The organism is Tenacibaculum sp. SDUM215027 (assembly GCF_050566205.1).
GTDB lineage: Bacteria > Bacteroidota > Bacteroidia > Flavobacteriales > Flavobacteriaceae > Polaribacter.
The window spans coordinates 749719-764893 of record NZ_JBNXUE010000001.1; the positions used below are offsets into that span (position 1 = coordinate 749719).

15 protein-coding genes and 1 tRNA gene are annotated in these 15175 nt (G+C 31.7%); 9 read left to right on the forward strand and 7 right to left on the reverse strand.

Annotated features, from left to right (window positions below; genetic code table 11):
• The first annotated feature begins 23 nt into the window (after nucleotides 1–23).
• The 3 genes from ACQYZ7_RS03475 (at nucleotide 24) to ACQYZ7_RS03485 (ending at nucleotide 2341) form a co-directional block, all read left to right on the forward strand.
• Nucleotides 24–446 (forward strand): hypothetical protein, encoded by a 423-nt coding sequence (locus ACQYZ7_RS03475; RefSeq protein WP_430728870.1) that lies wholly within the window; start codon nucleotides 24–26, stop codon nucleotides 444–446.
• 142 nt (nucleotides 447–588) lie between these two features.
• Complete coding sequence (locus ACQYZ7_RS03480; protein WP_430728393.1) at nucleotides 589–1317, forward strand: lysophospholipid acyltransferase family protein; 729 nt, start codon at nucleotides 589–591, stop codon at nucleotides 1315–1317.
• Nucleotides 1318–1360: 43 nt separating this feature from the next.
• The gene (locus ACQYZ7_RS03485) at nucleotides 1361–2341 is read left to right on the forward strand and encodes an acyl-ACP desaturase (RefSeq protein ID WP_430728394.1); all 981 of its coding nucleotides are present in this window, start codon (nucleotides 1361–1363) and stop codon (nucleotides 2339–2341) included.
• A gap of 30 nt (nucleotides 2342–2371) precedes the next feature.
• Here ACQYZ7_RS03485 and ACQYZ7_RS03490 read toward each other — a convergent pair whose 3' ends face one another.
• Nucleotides 2372–3157: an amidohydrolase gene (locus ACQYZ7_RS03490; protein WP_430728395.1), complete on the reverse strand. Its 786-nt coding sequence runs from the start codon at nucleotides 3155–3157 to the stop codon at nucleotides 2372–2374.
• A 68-nt stretch (nucleotides 3158–3225) separates the two neighbouring features.
• Here ACQYZ7_RS03490 and ACQYZ7_RS03495 point away from each other — a divergent pair, with 68 nt between their 5' ends.
• Nucleotides 3226–5982, forward strand: a complete 2757-nt coding sequence (locus tag ACQYZ7_RS03495) for a PD-(D/E)XK nuclease family protein (protein ID WP_430728396.1) — start codon at nucleotides 3226–3228, stop codon at nucleotides 5980–5982.
• Here ACQYZ7_RS03495 and ACQYZ7_RS03500 read toward each other — a convergent pair.
• From ACQYZ7_RS03500 to ACQYZ7_RS03510, 3 genes are all read right to left on the reverse strand, one after another.
• Nucleotides 5979–6512, reverse strand: coding sequence for an N-acetyltransferase family protein (locus ACQYZ7_RS03500; protein WP_430728397.1), 534 nt, complete (start codon nucleotides 6510–6512; stop codon nucleotides 5979–5981). The two genes, ACQYZ7_RS03495 and ACQYZ7_RS03500, sit on opposite strands and share 4 nt — an antisense overlap.
• 24 nt (nucleotides 6513–6536) lie before the next feature.
• A tRNA-Ala gene (locus tag ACQYZ7_RS03505) sits at nucleotides 6537–6610 on the reverse strand.
• 32 nt (nucleotides 6611–6642) lie between these two features.
• The gene (locus tag ACQYZ7_RS03510; RefSeq protein WP_430728398.1) at nucleotides 6643–7065 is read right to left on the reverse strand and encodes a molybdenum cofactor biosynthesis protein MoaE; all 423 of its coding nucleotides are present in this window, start codon (nucleotides 7063–7065) and stop codon (nucleotides 6643–6645) included.
• Nucleotides 7066–7211: 146 nt separating this feature from the next.
• Between ACQYZ7_RS03510 and ACQYZ7_RS03515 the strand changes: the two genes are divergently transcribed.
• The 3 genes from ACQYZ7_RS03515 to ACQYZ7_RS03525 all read left to right on the forward strand — a co-directional run bounded on the left by ACQYZ7_RS03515 (nucleotide 7212) and on the right by ACQYZ7_RS03525 (nucleotide 11672).
• Entirely contained in the window at nucleotides 7212–8690 is a 1479-nt protein-coding gene (locus ACQYZ7_RS03515) for a hypothetical protein (protein ID WP_430728399.1), read from the forward strand.
• A 9-nt stretch (nucleotides 8691–8699) separates the two neighbouring features.
• On the forward strand, nucleotides 8700–9887 hold the full coding sequence (locus tag ACQYZ7_RS03520; protein ID WP_430728400.1) for a phosphoglycerate kinase: 1188 nt from the start codon (nucleotides 8700–8702) through the stop codon (nucleotides 9885–9887).
• 744 nt (nucleotides 9888–10631) lie between these two features.
• Nucleotides 10632–11672, forward strand: a complete 1041-nt coding sequence (locus ACQYZ7_RS03525; protein WP_430728401.1) for an NADP(H)-dependent aldo-keto reductase — start codon at nucleotides 10632–10634, stop codon at nucleotides 11670–11672.
• Nucleotides 11673–11756: 84 nt separating this feature from the next.
• Here ACQYZ7_RS03525 and ACQYZ7_RS03530 read toward each other — a convergent pair whose 3' ends face one another.
• The 3 genes from ACQYZ7_RS03530 to trpS all read right to left on the reverse strand — a co-directional run bounded on the left by ACQYZ7_RS03530 (nucleotide 11757) and on the right by trpS (nucleotide 13510).
• On the reverse strand, nucleotides 11757–12062 hold the full coding sequence (locus tag ACQYZ7_RS03530) for a DUF6370 family protein (protein WP_430728402.1): 306 nt from the start codon (nucleotides 12060–12062) through the stop codon (nucleotides 11757–11759).
• An 81-nt stretch (nucleotides 12063–12143) separates the two neighbouring features.
• On the reverse strand, nucleotides 12144–12398 hold the full coding sequence (locus ACQYZ7_RS03535; RefSeq protein ID WP_430728403.1) for a hypothetical protein: 255 nt from the start codon (nucleotides 12396–12398) through the stop codon (nucleotides 12144–12146).
• 143 nt (nucleotides 12399–12541) lie between these two features.
• Complete coding sequence (gene trpS / locus ACQYZ7_RS03540) at nucleotides 12542–13510, reverse strand: tryptophan--tRNA ligase (RefSeq protein WP_430728404.1); 969 nt, start codon at nucleotides 13508–13510, stop codon at nucleotides 12542–12544.
• A 172-nt stretch (nucleotides 13511–13682) separates the two neighbouring features.
• Here trpS and ACQYZ7_RS03545 point away from each other — a divergent pair, with 172 nt between their 5' ends.
• Together ACQYZ7_RS03545 and trhA are read left to right on the forward strand one after the other, a co-directional pair.
• Nucleotides 13683–14474 (forward strand): lysophospholipid acyltransferase family protein, encoded by a 792-nt coding sequence (locus ACQYZ7_RS03545; RefSeq protein WP_430728405.1) that lies wholly within the window; start codon nucleotides 13683–13685, stop codon nucleotides 14472–14474.
• The gene (gene trhA, locus ACQYZ7_RS03550) at nucleotides 14446–15087 is read left to right on the forward strand and encodes a PAQR family membrane homeostasis protein TrhA (RefSeq protein ID WP_430728406.1); all 642 of its coding nucleotides are present in this window, start codon (nucleotides 14446–14448) and stop codon (nucleotides 15085–15087) included. Before ACQYZ7_RS03545 ends, trhA begins: the two co-directional genes overlap by 29 nt.
• Nucleotides 15088–15175 lie beyond the last annotated feature (88 nt).

The window sequence follows — 15175 nt, forward strand, 5'->3', positions numbered from 1 at the left end:
AACTAAAAATGTATAATATCATGATGAAAACTTTGCACTCTTATTGGGCATATATTGTATTAGCAGTATTAATATTTACTGTGGTAAACGCTATTATAGGGTTAATACAAAAAAAAGAATTTACTCATAAAGAGTTCCGTTTAGGGCTGTTTACTTTAATCACAACTCATATTCAACTATTAATAGGTTTAGGGTGGTATTTTATGTCTCCTTGGTATAAAGCCTTAAAAGCAAATGGAGGAGAAGTAATGAATGAGCCAGCAGCACGCTTATTGGCAATTGAACATCCACTTATGATGATTATTGCCATAGTATTAATCACGATAGGATGGTCTAAACACAAAAAACAAGTAAAAAGCGAAGCTAAGTTTAAAACCTTTGCTATCTTTTATGGCTTAGCTTTGGTACTAATTCTCGCAAGAATTCCTTGGAGCAATTGGTTTTAAGATAAAATTATAGTCCCGCTTCCGCGGGATTTTCTATTTTTGCGAACTAGTAAAGTTTTAATAATGAAATCGGTATGTTTTTATAACGATTCTTAGCTTATTAAATAATAGAACAAAGCAAACAACAAAACAACTATATAGAATGAAGGTTTTAAGTTATATACTCTCATCAATCTTTGCATTGGTGTTTTTTTCTTTATTATTAATCTTTCACCCAATACAATGGTTAGGGTTAAAACTTTTTGGTCAAGAAGGGCATCAGAATGTGGTAAACATTATGAACTGGTTTCTTATAAAGTCTTTATTGATTCTAGGTATTCGAGTTCAATTTGAAAACAAACAGAACTTACCAGAAAACACAACATTAATTTTTGTAGCAAATCATCAAAGTACATTTGATATTCCGCCAATTATTTGGTATCTTAGGAAACACTACCCCAAATTTGTATCTAAAAAAGAACTAGGAAAAGGAATTCCTAGTATTTCTTTCAACTTAAAACATGGAGGTGCTGCTTTAATTGATAGAAAAGATGCGAAACAAGCCCTATCAGAATTAGGAAAGTTTGCCAAGACAATTAATAAAAATAAATGGTCAGCGGCTATCTTTCCAGAAGGAACAAGAAGTAAAACAGGAAAACCTAAGGCATTTTCTGTAAACGGGCTTAAAATGTTAGCTAAATACAACCCAGAGGCCTATGTAGTTCCGTTATCAGTCAATAACTCATGGAAAGTATTTAAATACGGAAAATTTCCGTTAGGAATTGGAAGTCCGATAAAAATAACAACTCACGAGCCAATAAAGGTAAATAGTTTACCGTTTGATGAGTTAGTCTCTAAGACAGAAGCAGCTGTGAAATCTGCTATATATTAAACAAAAACAAACAACAATAAATATAATACCCTTAAAGTAAATTATGTCAATACAAAACATTAGAAAGGAAGTAATGCAAACGCTGGAAAAAAACATTGACAGTTTTGTAGACAAATTCTTGATGCCAATAGAAAAAATTTGGCAGCCAACCGATTTTTTACCCAATTCACAACAAGATTCTTTTATAGAAGAAGTAAAAGAAATTCAAGAACTATCAAAAGAGCTTGACGATGATTTTTGGGTGGTTTTAGTAGGTGATACTATTACCGAAGAAGCACTACCAACATATGAGTCTTGGTTATTAGACTTAGATGGAGTTACCCAACAACCAGATAATGGTTGGGCAAAATGGATACGTGCTTGGACAGCAGAAGAAAACCGTCATGGAGATGTGTTAAATAAATACTTATACCTTTCAGGAAGAGTAAATATGCGAGAGGTAGAAATATCTACACAGCATTTAATTGCCGATGGATTTGATATCGGTACTGCTACCGACCCGTACAAAAACTTTATATATACAAGTTTTCAAGAGTTAGCAACGTATGTTTCACACAATAATGTAGCCAAAATAGCCAAAAAACAAGGACACAAAGCATTAGCTAAAATGTCTAAAATTATTGCAGGGGACGAAATGCGTCATCATATGGCATATACAGAATTTGTTAAAGAAATTTTTAAGATAGATCCAAGTGAGATGATGTTAGCGTTTCAACACATGATGAAACACAAAATAGTAATGCCTGCAATGCATCTAAGAGAATCTTTTGGTGCTAAAGGAAGCTTATTTGATGATTTCTCAACAGTAGCTCAAAGAGTAGGTGTGTATACTGGTTTTGATTATGTAGATATTTTGAGAAAATTAAATACTACTTGGGAAATCGATAAGATTACCAATTTAACTCCAGAAGCAGAAAAAGCACGTGATTTCTTAATGAAATTACCAGACAGAATGTACCGAATAACTGAACGTATCTCAGTACCTGATACAAAGTTTAATTTTAAATGGATGATTCCTGCATAAAAATAAAAAAGCAACCGAAAGGTTGCTTTTTTATTGAAGTATAAATTCGTTTCTATCATCTAAAAAACGAAATCGATTACGGATTTTTATTTGTGCTTCTTTATTTAACTCAACAATCAGTATATCCTCAGTTCTTTTGTTATTTTTAGCCAAACAGTTTCCTAAAGTATCATAGCAAACAGTATTTCCAGTATATTCATAATTATTGGCATCTACTCCTACTCTATTAACACCAATAGTATAACTCATGTTTTCAATAGCACGCGCTTTTAATAAACTGTCCCATGCTTCAATACGCGGTTTAGGCCAACTTGCTACATACAGCAATAAATCATAATCTTCGGTATTTCTAGCCCATATAGGAAAACGCAAATCATAACAAATCAACGGACAGATTTTCCAGCCTTTGTAATCAACCATAGTTCTTTCAGTTCCTGCGGAAAAAATTTCGTGTTCACCAGCTAAGGTAAACGTATGCTTTTTATCATAAAAATCGATTTTTCCTGAAGGATGTACAAATAACAAACGGTTGTAGAAATTATCATTTTCATTAACAACGATACTCCCAGTAATGGCAACAGACTTTTTTTGAGCTAAATTTTGTAACCATTGCACCGTTTCACCTTCCATTGTTTCAGCAACAGCTGAAGCATCCATAGTAAAACCCGTAGTAAACATTTCGGGTAAGACAACTAAATCAATGTTATTAGATAACGAGTTAATTTTTTTCTCAAATTGTTTTCTGTTAGCTGGTGGATTCTCCCAGACCAAATCCGATTGAATCAAAGCCACTTGTAAAGTATTCGTTGTGCTCATGAATATACGTTGTTTGTTCTATCAAAAATAGGATAAAAATTGTATTTTGCTTACAAGAAAATCAAGGTATGCAGTCTTTTATTTCAGAAACATTAGATACTATTTTACAAAACACCAAATCGTTTGAAAACGTTGTGTTTATACTGCCATCTCAGAGAGCGGGAGTTTTTGTAAAAGAAACATTTAAAAATAAAATTTCTGCAGGTTTTTTACCAAAGATTATCAATATTGGTGATTTTGTTGAAGAAATTTCTGAAATGAAAAAGGTAGATTCCGTACAGCTCCTTTTTCATTTTTATACGATTTATAAAGAACAAGAAGAAAAACCTGATTCGTTTGACGTGTTTTCATCTTGGGCATTTACGGTGTTACAAGATTTTAATGAAATCGATCAGCATTTAATTAATACACGAGAAATATTTGTGTATTTACGCGATATCCACCGTTTACGAAAATGGTCGGTAAAAGGAGAGTTTCATGAAACAGAACTGATGAAAGATCATTTTGCTTTCATGGAAAAGTTGAACAAATATTACGATGCTTTTTATCAGTTTTTACTTGAAAATAATATCGGATATCAAGGGGTTTTGTATAGAGAAGCGACAAAAAAAGTAGCAGACTTTATTAGTAAAAATCAGAAAAAAAAGTATTTTTTTATAGGGTTTAATGCTTTAAATACTGCGGAAGAATTCTTGTTTGAGCAATTTTTATTAAACGGAAAAGCAGAAGCTTATTGGGATATTGATCAAACATTTTACGAAAGCCAGCACCAAGCAGGAAGTTTTTTAAGGAAGTACAAAACCCGATGGAAATACTATCAGCAGAACCCAATTCAAACCATAAAAGAGTACTTTTCAGAAGGGAAACATATCGAAGTAATTGGAGCATCCAAAAATATTACGCAGATAAAATACGCAGGTGAAATTTTAGCAAAACTTCCCAATTATAATAATACAGCATTGGTTTTGGCAGATGAAACATTGTTGCCAATCACCTTGAACTCGTTACCTAAAAATGTAGAAGCAGTAAATATTACGATGGGATATCCGCTAAAAGATATTCCGACTACGAGTTTAGTTTTTGCCATTTTTCATTTATTTATCAACCAAGAAAAATTAGAAAAGAAAGAAAGCAATCTTTTTTATCACAAAGATGTTGTTCGTTTGGTGAAAGATGCAACTATTTATAAACTATTGCAAGTAGATGAGCAAGCCAACATAGCAGATGTACTTTCAGAGGCCGTTGCTAAAGAAAACAACACCTTTATAAGTCAAAAGAAAATAGTAACATTTTTATCCCCTTTAAGCAAGGAAGTAAAAGAAACTATTACAACTATTTTCAATCCATTTTCATCAATTAGTGAGTTTTTAAGTAGAATAATTGAGTTGATAAACTTACTAAAAGAGGGAACGAACGAGTTAGAAAAAGAATATTTATTCCGTTTTTATACCGCATTTACTCAGTTACAAAACTTACACAACGAATTTGGTTATGTACAAGATTTAAAAACCTTGCACCAGTTTTTTAGACAATTAATCCAGTCGGAAAGTTTATCGTTTCAGGGAGAGCCGTTACAAGGATTACAGCTAATGGGAGTGTTAGAAACACGTGTGTTAGATTTTGAAAACGTAATTATAACTTCAGTAAATGAAGGAATTTTACCAGCCAATCAGCAACAAAACACCTTTATCCCTTTTGATGTAAAAATTGAGTTTGGGTTGCCAACGTATAGAGAAAAAGACGCATTGTTTTCATACCACTTTTTCCGATTGTTACAACGGGCTAAAAACATTTACATTTTGTACAATACGGAACATGATGTTTTTGGAAGCGGAGAAAAAAGTCGTTTTGTAACACAGTTAGAAATGATGCGAGATGATATTACCGAAAAAATTATCAGCCCGAAAGTAGTGACGTCGCCTGTTCAACTAAAAGAAATTCAAAAGGATGAAAAAGTATTAGAACGGTTACGGGAATTAGCAAACAAAGGAATTTCTCCGTCAGCATTGACCAATTATTTGTACAATCCGATAGCTTTTTACAAACAGAAAATTTTAAAAATTAATGAGCTAGAAGATGTTGAAGAAACCGTTGCAGCAAATACAATGGGAACGGTAGTACACGATACTTTAGAAGAATTGTATAAACCTTTTGAAGGAAAATTTTTGCATGCAGGAGATGTTGAGAATATGCAGAAAAAAACAAAAGAATTGGTAAGTTTTTATTTTTCGAAGCATTTTAAAAACGGAGATTTAACCACAGGAAAAAACCGATTGATTTTTGAAGTTGCGAATCGTTTTGTAGAGAATTTTTTAGCTAAAGAAAAACAACTCTTAAAAGATGAAAATAATCAACTAAAAATAATAGCTACCGAACAAGAACTGTCTTCAGAAGTTATGGTAGAGGGGATTGATTTCCCAATAAAAATAAAAGGAATTGTCGACCGAATTGATGAGTTAAATGGCGTTACCAGAATTATTGACTATAAAACAGGAATGGTTGATAGCACAAACTTAAAAGTGCTCGACTTTGAACTTATACGCGATTTAAAATATCACAAAGCTATTCAAGTGATGTTATATGCCTTTTTATATACCCAACACACACAATTTAATTTTGACAAACCACTTGAAGCAGGAATTATCTCTTTCAAAAACCTAAAAAGTGGATTTTTACAAATGAATTTTTCATCCAATTACCGAACACCAGATAACGCTATTACAGAAGAAAAGTTAGAAGAATTTATGACTGAGATAAAGAGCCTTTTAACAGAATTGTATAACCCAGCAATCAATTTTGTTGAACCTGTAGATTTACCGTATTAAATATCTAAATAGATAATCTCCCAGTTATGATTACTATTTGTGTAGATTTTTAAAGTTTTAAAACCAATTGCTTTATGCGCATTTACAGATCGAGTGTTTTCTTCGTCTACTTCAGTAATAATACAATCATATAATCCAGAGAATTCTTCTTTCATTTTTGCATACAAACCTCTAAAAACACCTTTTCCACGGAAATTTTTATCAATACAGATTTGTCCCATCAAAACATAAAAGCTAGAACCTTTTGAAGTGGAGTCAATTTCATCAAACATAGGAATGAGTATAGGAATATCATTGCGAAAAACTTTAGACATTGATAAGGCATAACCAACAACTACATCATTACTTTTTGCAATAATATGCGGATGTACATCATTCATTTTCTGTAACAATTCTAAATCATGATGAACAGTAACAAACCCCTGCTCTTTTTTCGTTATTTCAGATAAATTTTCAGGTAAGTTTTGTTGTTGTAACTCCAATATTTGAAGTAAATCAGTCTGATTAGAAGCTGTGGTAAACTCAATCATAATTTAGAGAATAAAATTAAAAAGTGGAGCATATCGGAGTCGAACCGATGACCTTTTGACTGCCAGTCAAACGCTCTAGCCAACTGAGCTAATGCCCCAATTAAAATTCTTATTTCCAAATATACTATTTTTAAGGATGTGCATTTACCCAAACTTCTCCATCTTCAAAAAATTCTTTTTTCCAAATAGGCACTGTTTCTTTTAAAGTATCAATAGCATACTGGCAAGCATCAAAAGCCGCTTTTCTATGAGGAGAAGAAACTGTAATAATCACTGGGATATCACCAATAGTTAACAAGCCTTCTGCATGGTGAACGGCAATTTTTTTTATATCAAACTTATCCAAAGTAGCATCTGCAATCTTTTGCATTTCCTTAAGTGCCATAGGTTTGTATGTAGAAAAATCAAGCTGTGTAACCTCCTTGTTTTGAGTAGCGTCTCTTACAGTACCCACAAAAACAGCAATTCCGCCGCAAGAAGGGGCAGTTACAAAATCATAACACTCTTGTAAATTGAGTTTTTCAGATGTTATTTTTATAGAAGAAAGCTTCATTGTTTAACTAAAAATGAGATTAAAATAAAGCTAAAATATAGTATTTTCGGCAGCTGAAATTTATTAATACATTATTTAATATGAAAAAAAGTGTTTTGCTCTGTTTTTTTACCATTTTCACTTTAAAAATAAGCTCTCAGGAAAACTTGAAGAATATATTTACAGAGAAGAGTGAGATTTTTAAAGAAAGAAAAACAAGTGTTTTAAACACTATTTACAAAGACGAGCTAAATAATTTGTACACTATTAGAACTTTAGACTACGGGAATAGTTTGTTGATTGATGTTTTTGATAGTAAGTTTAATAAGATTAATTCTTTTGAGCACAAAATTGAAAGAAAACATAGAGTAGCTGGAGGTTTTTTTAAAGAGAGTATGTTAGGTTTTATAGAATATTATAAAAATAATAGAGAAGATAAAATAGAGGCTTTTCTATATACTTCTCCTAAAGACAAGATTAAATTTTCAAAGAGAAAAATTTTTGAAGTCACTCTTGATAGATACCCTTCGTTCTTGGAATCTGTTTTTTCAGCTTCAAAAATAGATAAGAATTTCAGAGGGAATATGTCATTTTCAAAATCAGGAAACTATAATGTTTTTAATATTGACTCTTCTGATAAAAAAAATGAACATCATAGTATTAAGGTTTTTGATGAGGACTTTAATAAGTTATGGGAGAAGGAATTTAAGTTGCCTTATAAAGATAAAAGATTTAAACTTCAAGAGGTAAAAGTTTCAGATAATGGAGAGGTATTTGTTTTAGGAAAAGTGTACCCAAAAAAGAAGAAGGAAAAAGGAGGAAATTACCATTATGAATTGTTTAAAATTGTAGAAAATAATGTATCATCAACAAAAATTTCTGTTGAAGACCATTTTGTAGCGACTTTAGAGTTAGACTTAACAGAGGAAAATAAATTGAGTTGTATTGGTTTTTATTCCGATATAAATGAGAATAGATTTAAAGGAGTGTGCTCATTTATCTTAAATACAAAAAACAATAAGATTGAAAACTCAACTTTTTCACCTTTTACAGAACAATTTTTAAAAGATAAATATGGTGAATCTAAAGATAGAGAATTAAAAAATGTTAAGTTTAAAGATGTTTCTTATCCAGAAGACGGAGGAATGATTATTACTGCTGAAGAATTTTTTTTAAGAGCAACATATGTACACAACCAATTTGGAGGTTATAGGAGTATATCATATAATTTTGATGATATAATTGTTATAAAATTAGATAGAGGAGGAAAGCTAGTATGGGCTAGGAATATTAATAAAGCTCAAACATCAAACTATTTTTCAGATCCATTAATGTCTTTTGGAACAGCTCAATATAATAATGATAAGTACTTAATTTTAAATGCCCATAAAAAAATGGGGGAATTGTCTGGAGGGAGAATTAAATTTAGAGAAAGTTTTTTATGGAAAACAACAAAAAATAATACAAACCTATATATTGCTAAGTTAGATTCTAATGGGAATATTGTTTATAAATCGTTACTATCTAATAAAGAAGAAGAAACACCATTTAATTGTAGATTTATTGAACAAGTTTCAGATAATGAGTTAATTTTATACGGTCAAAGAAAAAACAAAAAACAATTTTTAAAAATAACAATCAACTAGATTTAAGTGATGAAAACATTGAACGATTTCAATTTCGAAAATAAAAAAGCGTTAATCCGTGTAGATTTTAATGTACCTTTAAACGATACTTTTGAAGTAACAGACAATACAAGAATACAAGCAGCAAAACCAACGATTATAAAAATATTAGAAGATGGAGGTAGTTGCGTTTTAATGTCACATTTGGGGCGTCCAAAAGCTAAAGAAGACGAGTTTTCGTTACGTCATATTGTTAGTAAGGTAACAGAAGTGTTAGGTGTACAAGTGAAATTTGTGGATGATTGTGTTGGTTCAACAGTAGAAGAAGCTGTAGCAAACTTAAAAAGTGGTGAAGTTTTATTGTTAGAAAACTTACGTTTTTATCCGGAGGAAAAAGCAGGAGATGTTGCTTTTGCTGAACAATTGTCTAAATTAGGAGATGTGTATGTAAATGATGCTTTTGGTACTGCTCACAGAGCCCATGCATCTACCGCAATTATTGCACAATTTTTTCCAGAGAATAAATGTTTCGGAAATTTGTTAGCAACAGAAATTGAAAGTATCGATAAAGTGTTGAATAACTCAGAAAAGCCAGTAACTGCTATTTTAGGAGGAGCAAAAGTGTCGTCTAAAATAGGAGTGATTGAAAATATTATTGAAAAAGTAGATCACATCATTGTTGGTGGTGGTATGACGTTCACGTTTATCAAGGCTTTAGGAGGAACGATAGGGAATTCGTTAGTGGAAGATGATAAATTAGAATTAGCGTTAGATATTTTAGCGAAAGCAAAGGAAAATAATACAGAAATTCATTTACCAGTAGATGCGATTATTGCAGACGCTTTTTCAAGCGATGCGAATACACAAGTGGTAGATACTAATGAAATTCCTGATGGATGGATGGGATTAGATTGTGGACTTAAAACCGTAGAAAAATTTGCAGAAGTTATCGCAAAATCTAAAACTATTTTATGGAACGGACCTTTAGGGGTTTTTGAAATGGAAAAGTTTGCACAAGGAACGATTGGCTTAGGAAATGCAATTGTAGAAGCTACTAAAAATGGGGCATTTTCGTTAGTAGGCGGAGGAGACTCAGTTGCTGCAGTAAAACAATTCGGGTTTGCGGATAAAGTAAGTTACGTTTCTACAGGAGGAGGAGCGATGTTAGAAATGTTAGAAGGAAAAACCTTACCAGGAATTGAAGCAATATTGAAATAAGGAAATTACTAGTAGAAAAAGAAAATAGAATGAAATATTGGTTTTATAATGATAATGATTTTATCGTTGTTACAGATGAATCTATTTATGTAGGAAAAATAAATAAATATATAAATATATAAAGTCTGAATTAATTTCAGAGTTTGAAAAAAGAGATATTCCTAAGGATGTTTTTAGTATTCCTTTCTCATATGTAAAAACAATAGAGAATCCAGAAGAAGCAAGTACAATAACTATTTTTTATGGAAGTGATTCAGAGGAGGAAATTGATATAAATAGTCAAGAAGTTAAGAGTCAAGTTTTTCTTTATTTAAGAGAAAACTTATCAAGGTTTAGTTATTCTAAAGAGAAACCAAAAGTATTTAAGTTTATAAAACCTCAGATTTTTGCCATATTATTTTCCACTGGAATATTTTTATGGGTATTCTATTTAGCAGGAGAAATTGAGAAAGGTTATGAGTATGAGATTGTTGGAGGTCGACAAGGTTTAAGTGGATTGGTTTTGGGGTTAGCTCAATTTGGAACTATTAAGGTTTTATTGGGTTACCTTTTAGTTTTATCAATAGCAATAATAGCATTAAGAAAAAAACTAGATAAGAGGAGCTTAACTGAATACTTAATAAGATAAACCTTATTATAATGAATATATAATCCCGCTTATTTTGGGAGTTTTTGAACAAGTTTTAAGAAGTAGAAATTCTAAAAGCCTTATATTTTACAAGAATAACAATTGATAATTAATTTATGAAATATACAAACTTACCAACTACAGATATTAAAGTTTCTAAAATTTGTTTAGGAACCATGACCTGGGGAAGACAAAATACCGAAGCAGAAGGTCATGAACAAATGGACTATGCCTTAGAACAAGGCGTAAACTTTTTTGATACTGCGGAATTATATTCTGTTCCTGCGACTCCAGAAACGTACGGTGCAACAGAGAAAATCATTGGTTCTTGGTTTAAAAAAACAGGCAACAGAGAGAAAGTAGTGTTGGCTTCTAAAATTGCTGGAGGTGGTGATTATACGGCGCATATTAGAACAGGTGGTTTTAATAGAAAGAATATCGGCGAAGCAATTGAAGATAGCTTAAAACGTCTACAAACAGATTATATCGATTTATACCAATTACATTGGCCAGATCGTGGGGTGAATTGTTTCGGAGTACGTGATTATCCGTATAAGACTTCAACAGAAGAAGCTGAAAAGCATTTAGAGATTTTAGAAACCTTGAATGACTTTGTAAAACAAGGAAAGATAAAACACGTTGGTTTATCTAATGAAACACCTTGGGGAACGATGAAATATTTACAAACAGCAGAACAACATGATTTGCCTAGAATGGTAACGATTCAAAATTCGTATTCGTTAATTCATAGAGGGTATGAAGTGGGAATGTCTGAAGTCTCTATGCGAGAAAATATTGGTTTGTTAGCGTATTCTCCGTTAGCACAAGGAGTATTAACAGGAAAGTATATTGATGGAAAAACTCCTGAAGGAGCGAGAGGAACCTTATTTCCACGCTTTATTGCACGATATAAAAATGAAGGTTCTGAAAAAGCGGTTTTAGAATATCAAAAAATAGCAAATAAACACGGATTAACGTTAACAGAGTTATCGCTAGCATATATTAATCAGTTACCATTTGTAACGAGTAACATTATCGGAGCTACGAAGATGAGTCAGTTAAAAGAAAATATCAATTCTATTAATATTGAATTGTCAGATACTGTTTTAGCTGAGATAGAAGCAGTACACAAAGCAATTCCAAATCCAGCTCCTTAATTTAGGAGTGATATAACATAAAAAAATCCGAAGTAAGCTTACTTCGGATTTTTTTATCTGTTTTCTAAACTTTGTATCTAAAATCTATTCCTCTATTATTTTAAAAGAGGTAGCTTTAAATCTTCCGTTTTCAACTTTTCCAGTAACTTCTGCTTTTCTAACTACATTACAGAAACCAATATTTTTATCGTGAGCATCTCCAAAATCATCTATGTGAGCACCATCAATAAAATAAGCTTTTTCGTCAATTTTCACAGCTAAATCACATCCTTGTTGGCTATTTAAACCAAATTTACATTGCCCGCACGAGGCTTCTACGATTTGTTTTTTTTCTTTAGGAGAGTTGCAAGCAATAATTCCAAAGAGTACAAAAATTAGTGTTTTTTTCATAGGTTAAATATACATAAATAAGCATAAAAAACCCAGAATAAATCTATTCTGGGTTAGGTTAATTATGGTATTTATAACCTCCTAGCTTTCTTCTTCACCAACAAGTTCACTTTGTGTGGTTACAGAACCAGTTGTAGTATTTCCGTATACGGGAGTTTCATTTCTTAGAATATCTATTACTCTTGCAAAATTTTCTGCCGTCATATATGGGGTTTCCTGTCTTTTCCCCTGAAATGTCGTAAAGTAAAATTTACCTAAATCAATTTTAGGGTCCCATAAAGCTTGATAGCCTTTTAATTTCGTCCATCCTGTTGTTCCTTGTGCATAATGTGGCATAATATGTTAGTTTGGGTTAATAGTTGTGTAAAATTATCAAAAAACACAGTCTAACAAGGTTACCTATTTCCCATTTTTAACAGGGATATACTCCTAATTTTTTAAGGATAGAAGGACTTATTTATTAAGGGGGTTATATCTAATTAATATCCTATTTTACCTCGAACTCTTTGTAGTACATCTTTTGCAATTACACGAGCTTTTTCTGCTCCCACAGCTAAAGCTTTGTCAATTTCATGACGGTTTTCCATATAGTGACTATACTTAGCACGAACATCAGCAAATTTATCAATAATTAATTCATAAAGAGCCTGTTTAGCGTGTCCGTATCCATAGCCTCCATTTTCATAATTAGCACGCATTTCAGCTGTTTGCTCTTCTGAAGCTAATAATTTATATAGTGCAAATACATTGTCAGTATCTGGGTCTTTTGGATCTTCTAAAGCTTTACTATCCGTTTGAATTCCCATAATTTGCTTACGTAATTTCTTATCTGCTAAGAAAATATTGATGAAATTATTTCGTGATTTACTCATTTTTTCACCATCAGTTCCAGGAACTAACTTGGTGTTTTCATTTACTTTTCCTTGCGGTAAAACTAGTGTTTCGCCTACAATATTGTTAAATCTATTGGCTACATCACGAGTCATCTCTAAATGTTGTAACTGATCTTTTCCAACAGGAACTACTTCTGCATCGTATAATAAAATATCTGCAGCCATTAACATAGGGTAGGTAAACAAACCAGCATTTACGTCAGCTAAACGGTCAGCTTTATCTTTAAAACCATGTGCTAAGGTTAAACGTTGAAAAGGAAAAAAACAACTTAAGTACCAGGTTAACTCAGTAGTTTCAGGAATATCACTTTGGCGATAAAACACGGTTTTGTTAATGTCAAGACCACAAGCAAGCCAAGTAGCCGCAACACTATAGGTGTTTTCTCGCAATTCGTTTCCGTCTTTAATTTGGGTTAAAGAATGCATGTCGGCAATGAAGATAAATGATTCGTTTTTTGAATCATTTGCCATTTCAACTGCAGGTAAAATTGCTCCTAATAAGTTTCCTAAATGTGGGGTTCCTGTACTTTGTACTCCTGTTAAAATTCTTGACATAAGTCTGTTTTGAAATGTTTTTAAATAAGTGCTTGCTTAAGTGAGCAAAAATAAGCTTAAAATTTATCAAACAAAAGAAATTACTACATTCGCATATTAGGGGAACCTTGTTACTAAGTTTTCTTGATAAAAAAGAAGTAAAGGTTAATTAGTTGATTATAATTAAAAAGGTTTGAAGTATATATTTTTTCCTATTCGGTTTATTTGGCGTGTTTGGTTCTACGTGTTAATTGTAGTTTCAATATTGGTGATGGCACCTTTTATGTTGTTTTTAACTTCAGATGAAAAATATTATCCAGTTTTTTGGAAAGTGGTAAGAGCATGGGCTTTCTTTTTAATTTATGGAATGGGGTTTCGATTAAAAGTTGAAAAAGATCAAGAACTAGACCGAAATAAAAGTTATATGTTTTGTGCTAACCATGCGTCGTTTATAGATCCATGGATTCTGATAGCTATGAGTAAAAATCCAATAGTTTTTGTAGGAAAGAAAGAATTAGCAAAGTTTCCAATTTTTGGTTTTTTTTATAAAAAAGTAGTCATTGTAGTTGATAGAAGTGATTTAGAAAGTAGAAAAAAAGTATATGAACAAGCCCATAGCAGATTAAAAAATGGAACAAGTGTTGCTATTTTTCCTGAAGGATTAGTACCTGCTGAAAATATTGTTTTAGCATCGTTTAAGAATGGAGCGTTTAGTTTAGCTATAGAACATCAAATACCTATTGTACCACAAGTGTATTATGATGGAAAACGTTTATTTTCTTGGGATTTTTTTAAAGGAAGTCCAGGAACACTTAGAGTTAAGCAATGTGAATTTATTGAAACAGAATACTTAGTTGCAGGGGATAAGAAAAAGCTTAAAGAGCAAACATATAATGTGATATACAATGAATTGATAAATGATGAGTTGTATATGAAAGATACCAACCGACCTAACAATGAGCGAGAGTTTAAATCACCGTTATAGCGAAAAAGAAGAAAGATTAAATATACTTACTCATGGATTTGGGTTACTACTTAGTATTGTAGCTCTTCCTTTTCTTGTACAAAAATCACTTAGTTATCATAGCTTCTGGAAAGCTGCTAGTTTCTGTATTTACGGATTGAGTTTAGTAATTCTATATGCAGCATCTACTTTTTATCATGCTGCGAAAAAGCCTAAGCTTAGACGGAGGCTTAATATTTTTGATCATGCCGCTATTTATGTATTAATTGCCGGAACGTATACACCCTTTTGCTTAGTTGTACTGCCACCAAAATTAGGTTGGTATATGTTTATTTTTGTGTGGTTATTTGCTATTGCAGGTGTTGTATTAAAGCTTTTTTTTACAGGGAGGTTCGATAAATTATCAACAGCCTTGTATTTACTAATGGGATGGCAAGTTATTTTTGTAATAAAACCTTTAATGGAAAACTTATCAAAAGAAGGATTGTTGTGTCTTTTTCTTGGTGGAGTCTTTTATACTGTTGGAGCAATTTTTTATTCTATAAAAAAATTGAAGTATAGCCATGCAACCTTCCATGTTTTTGTATTGTTAGGGAGTTTAAGTCATTTTTTAGCGATTTTCTATGTTAGTTAACTTCATATTACTGTTAAAAAAATGAAATATCTGTAAATTTAAAGTTAAAATAATGCTAATAGATAATTTATTATCTGTATTGGTTAGT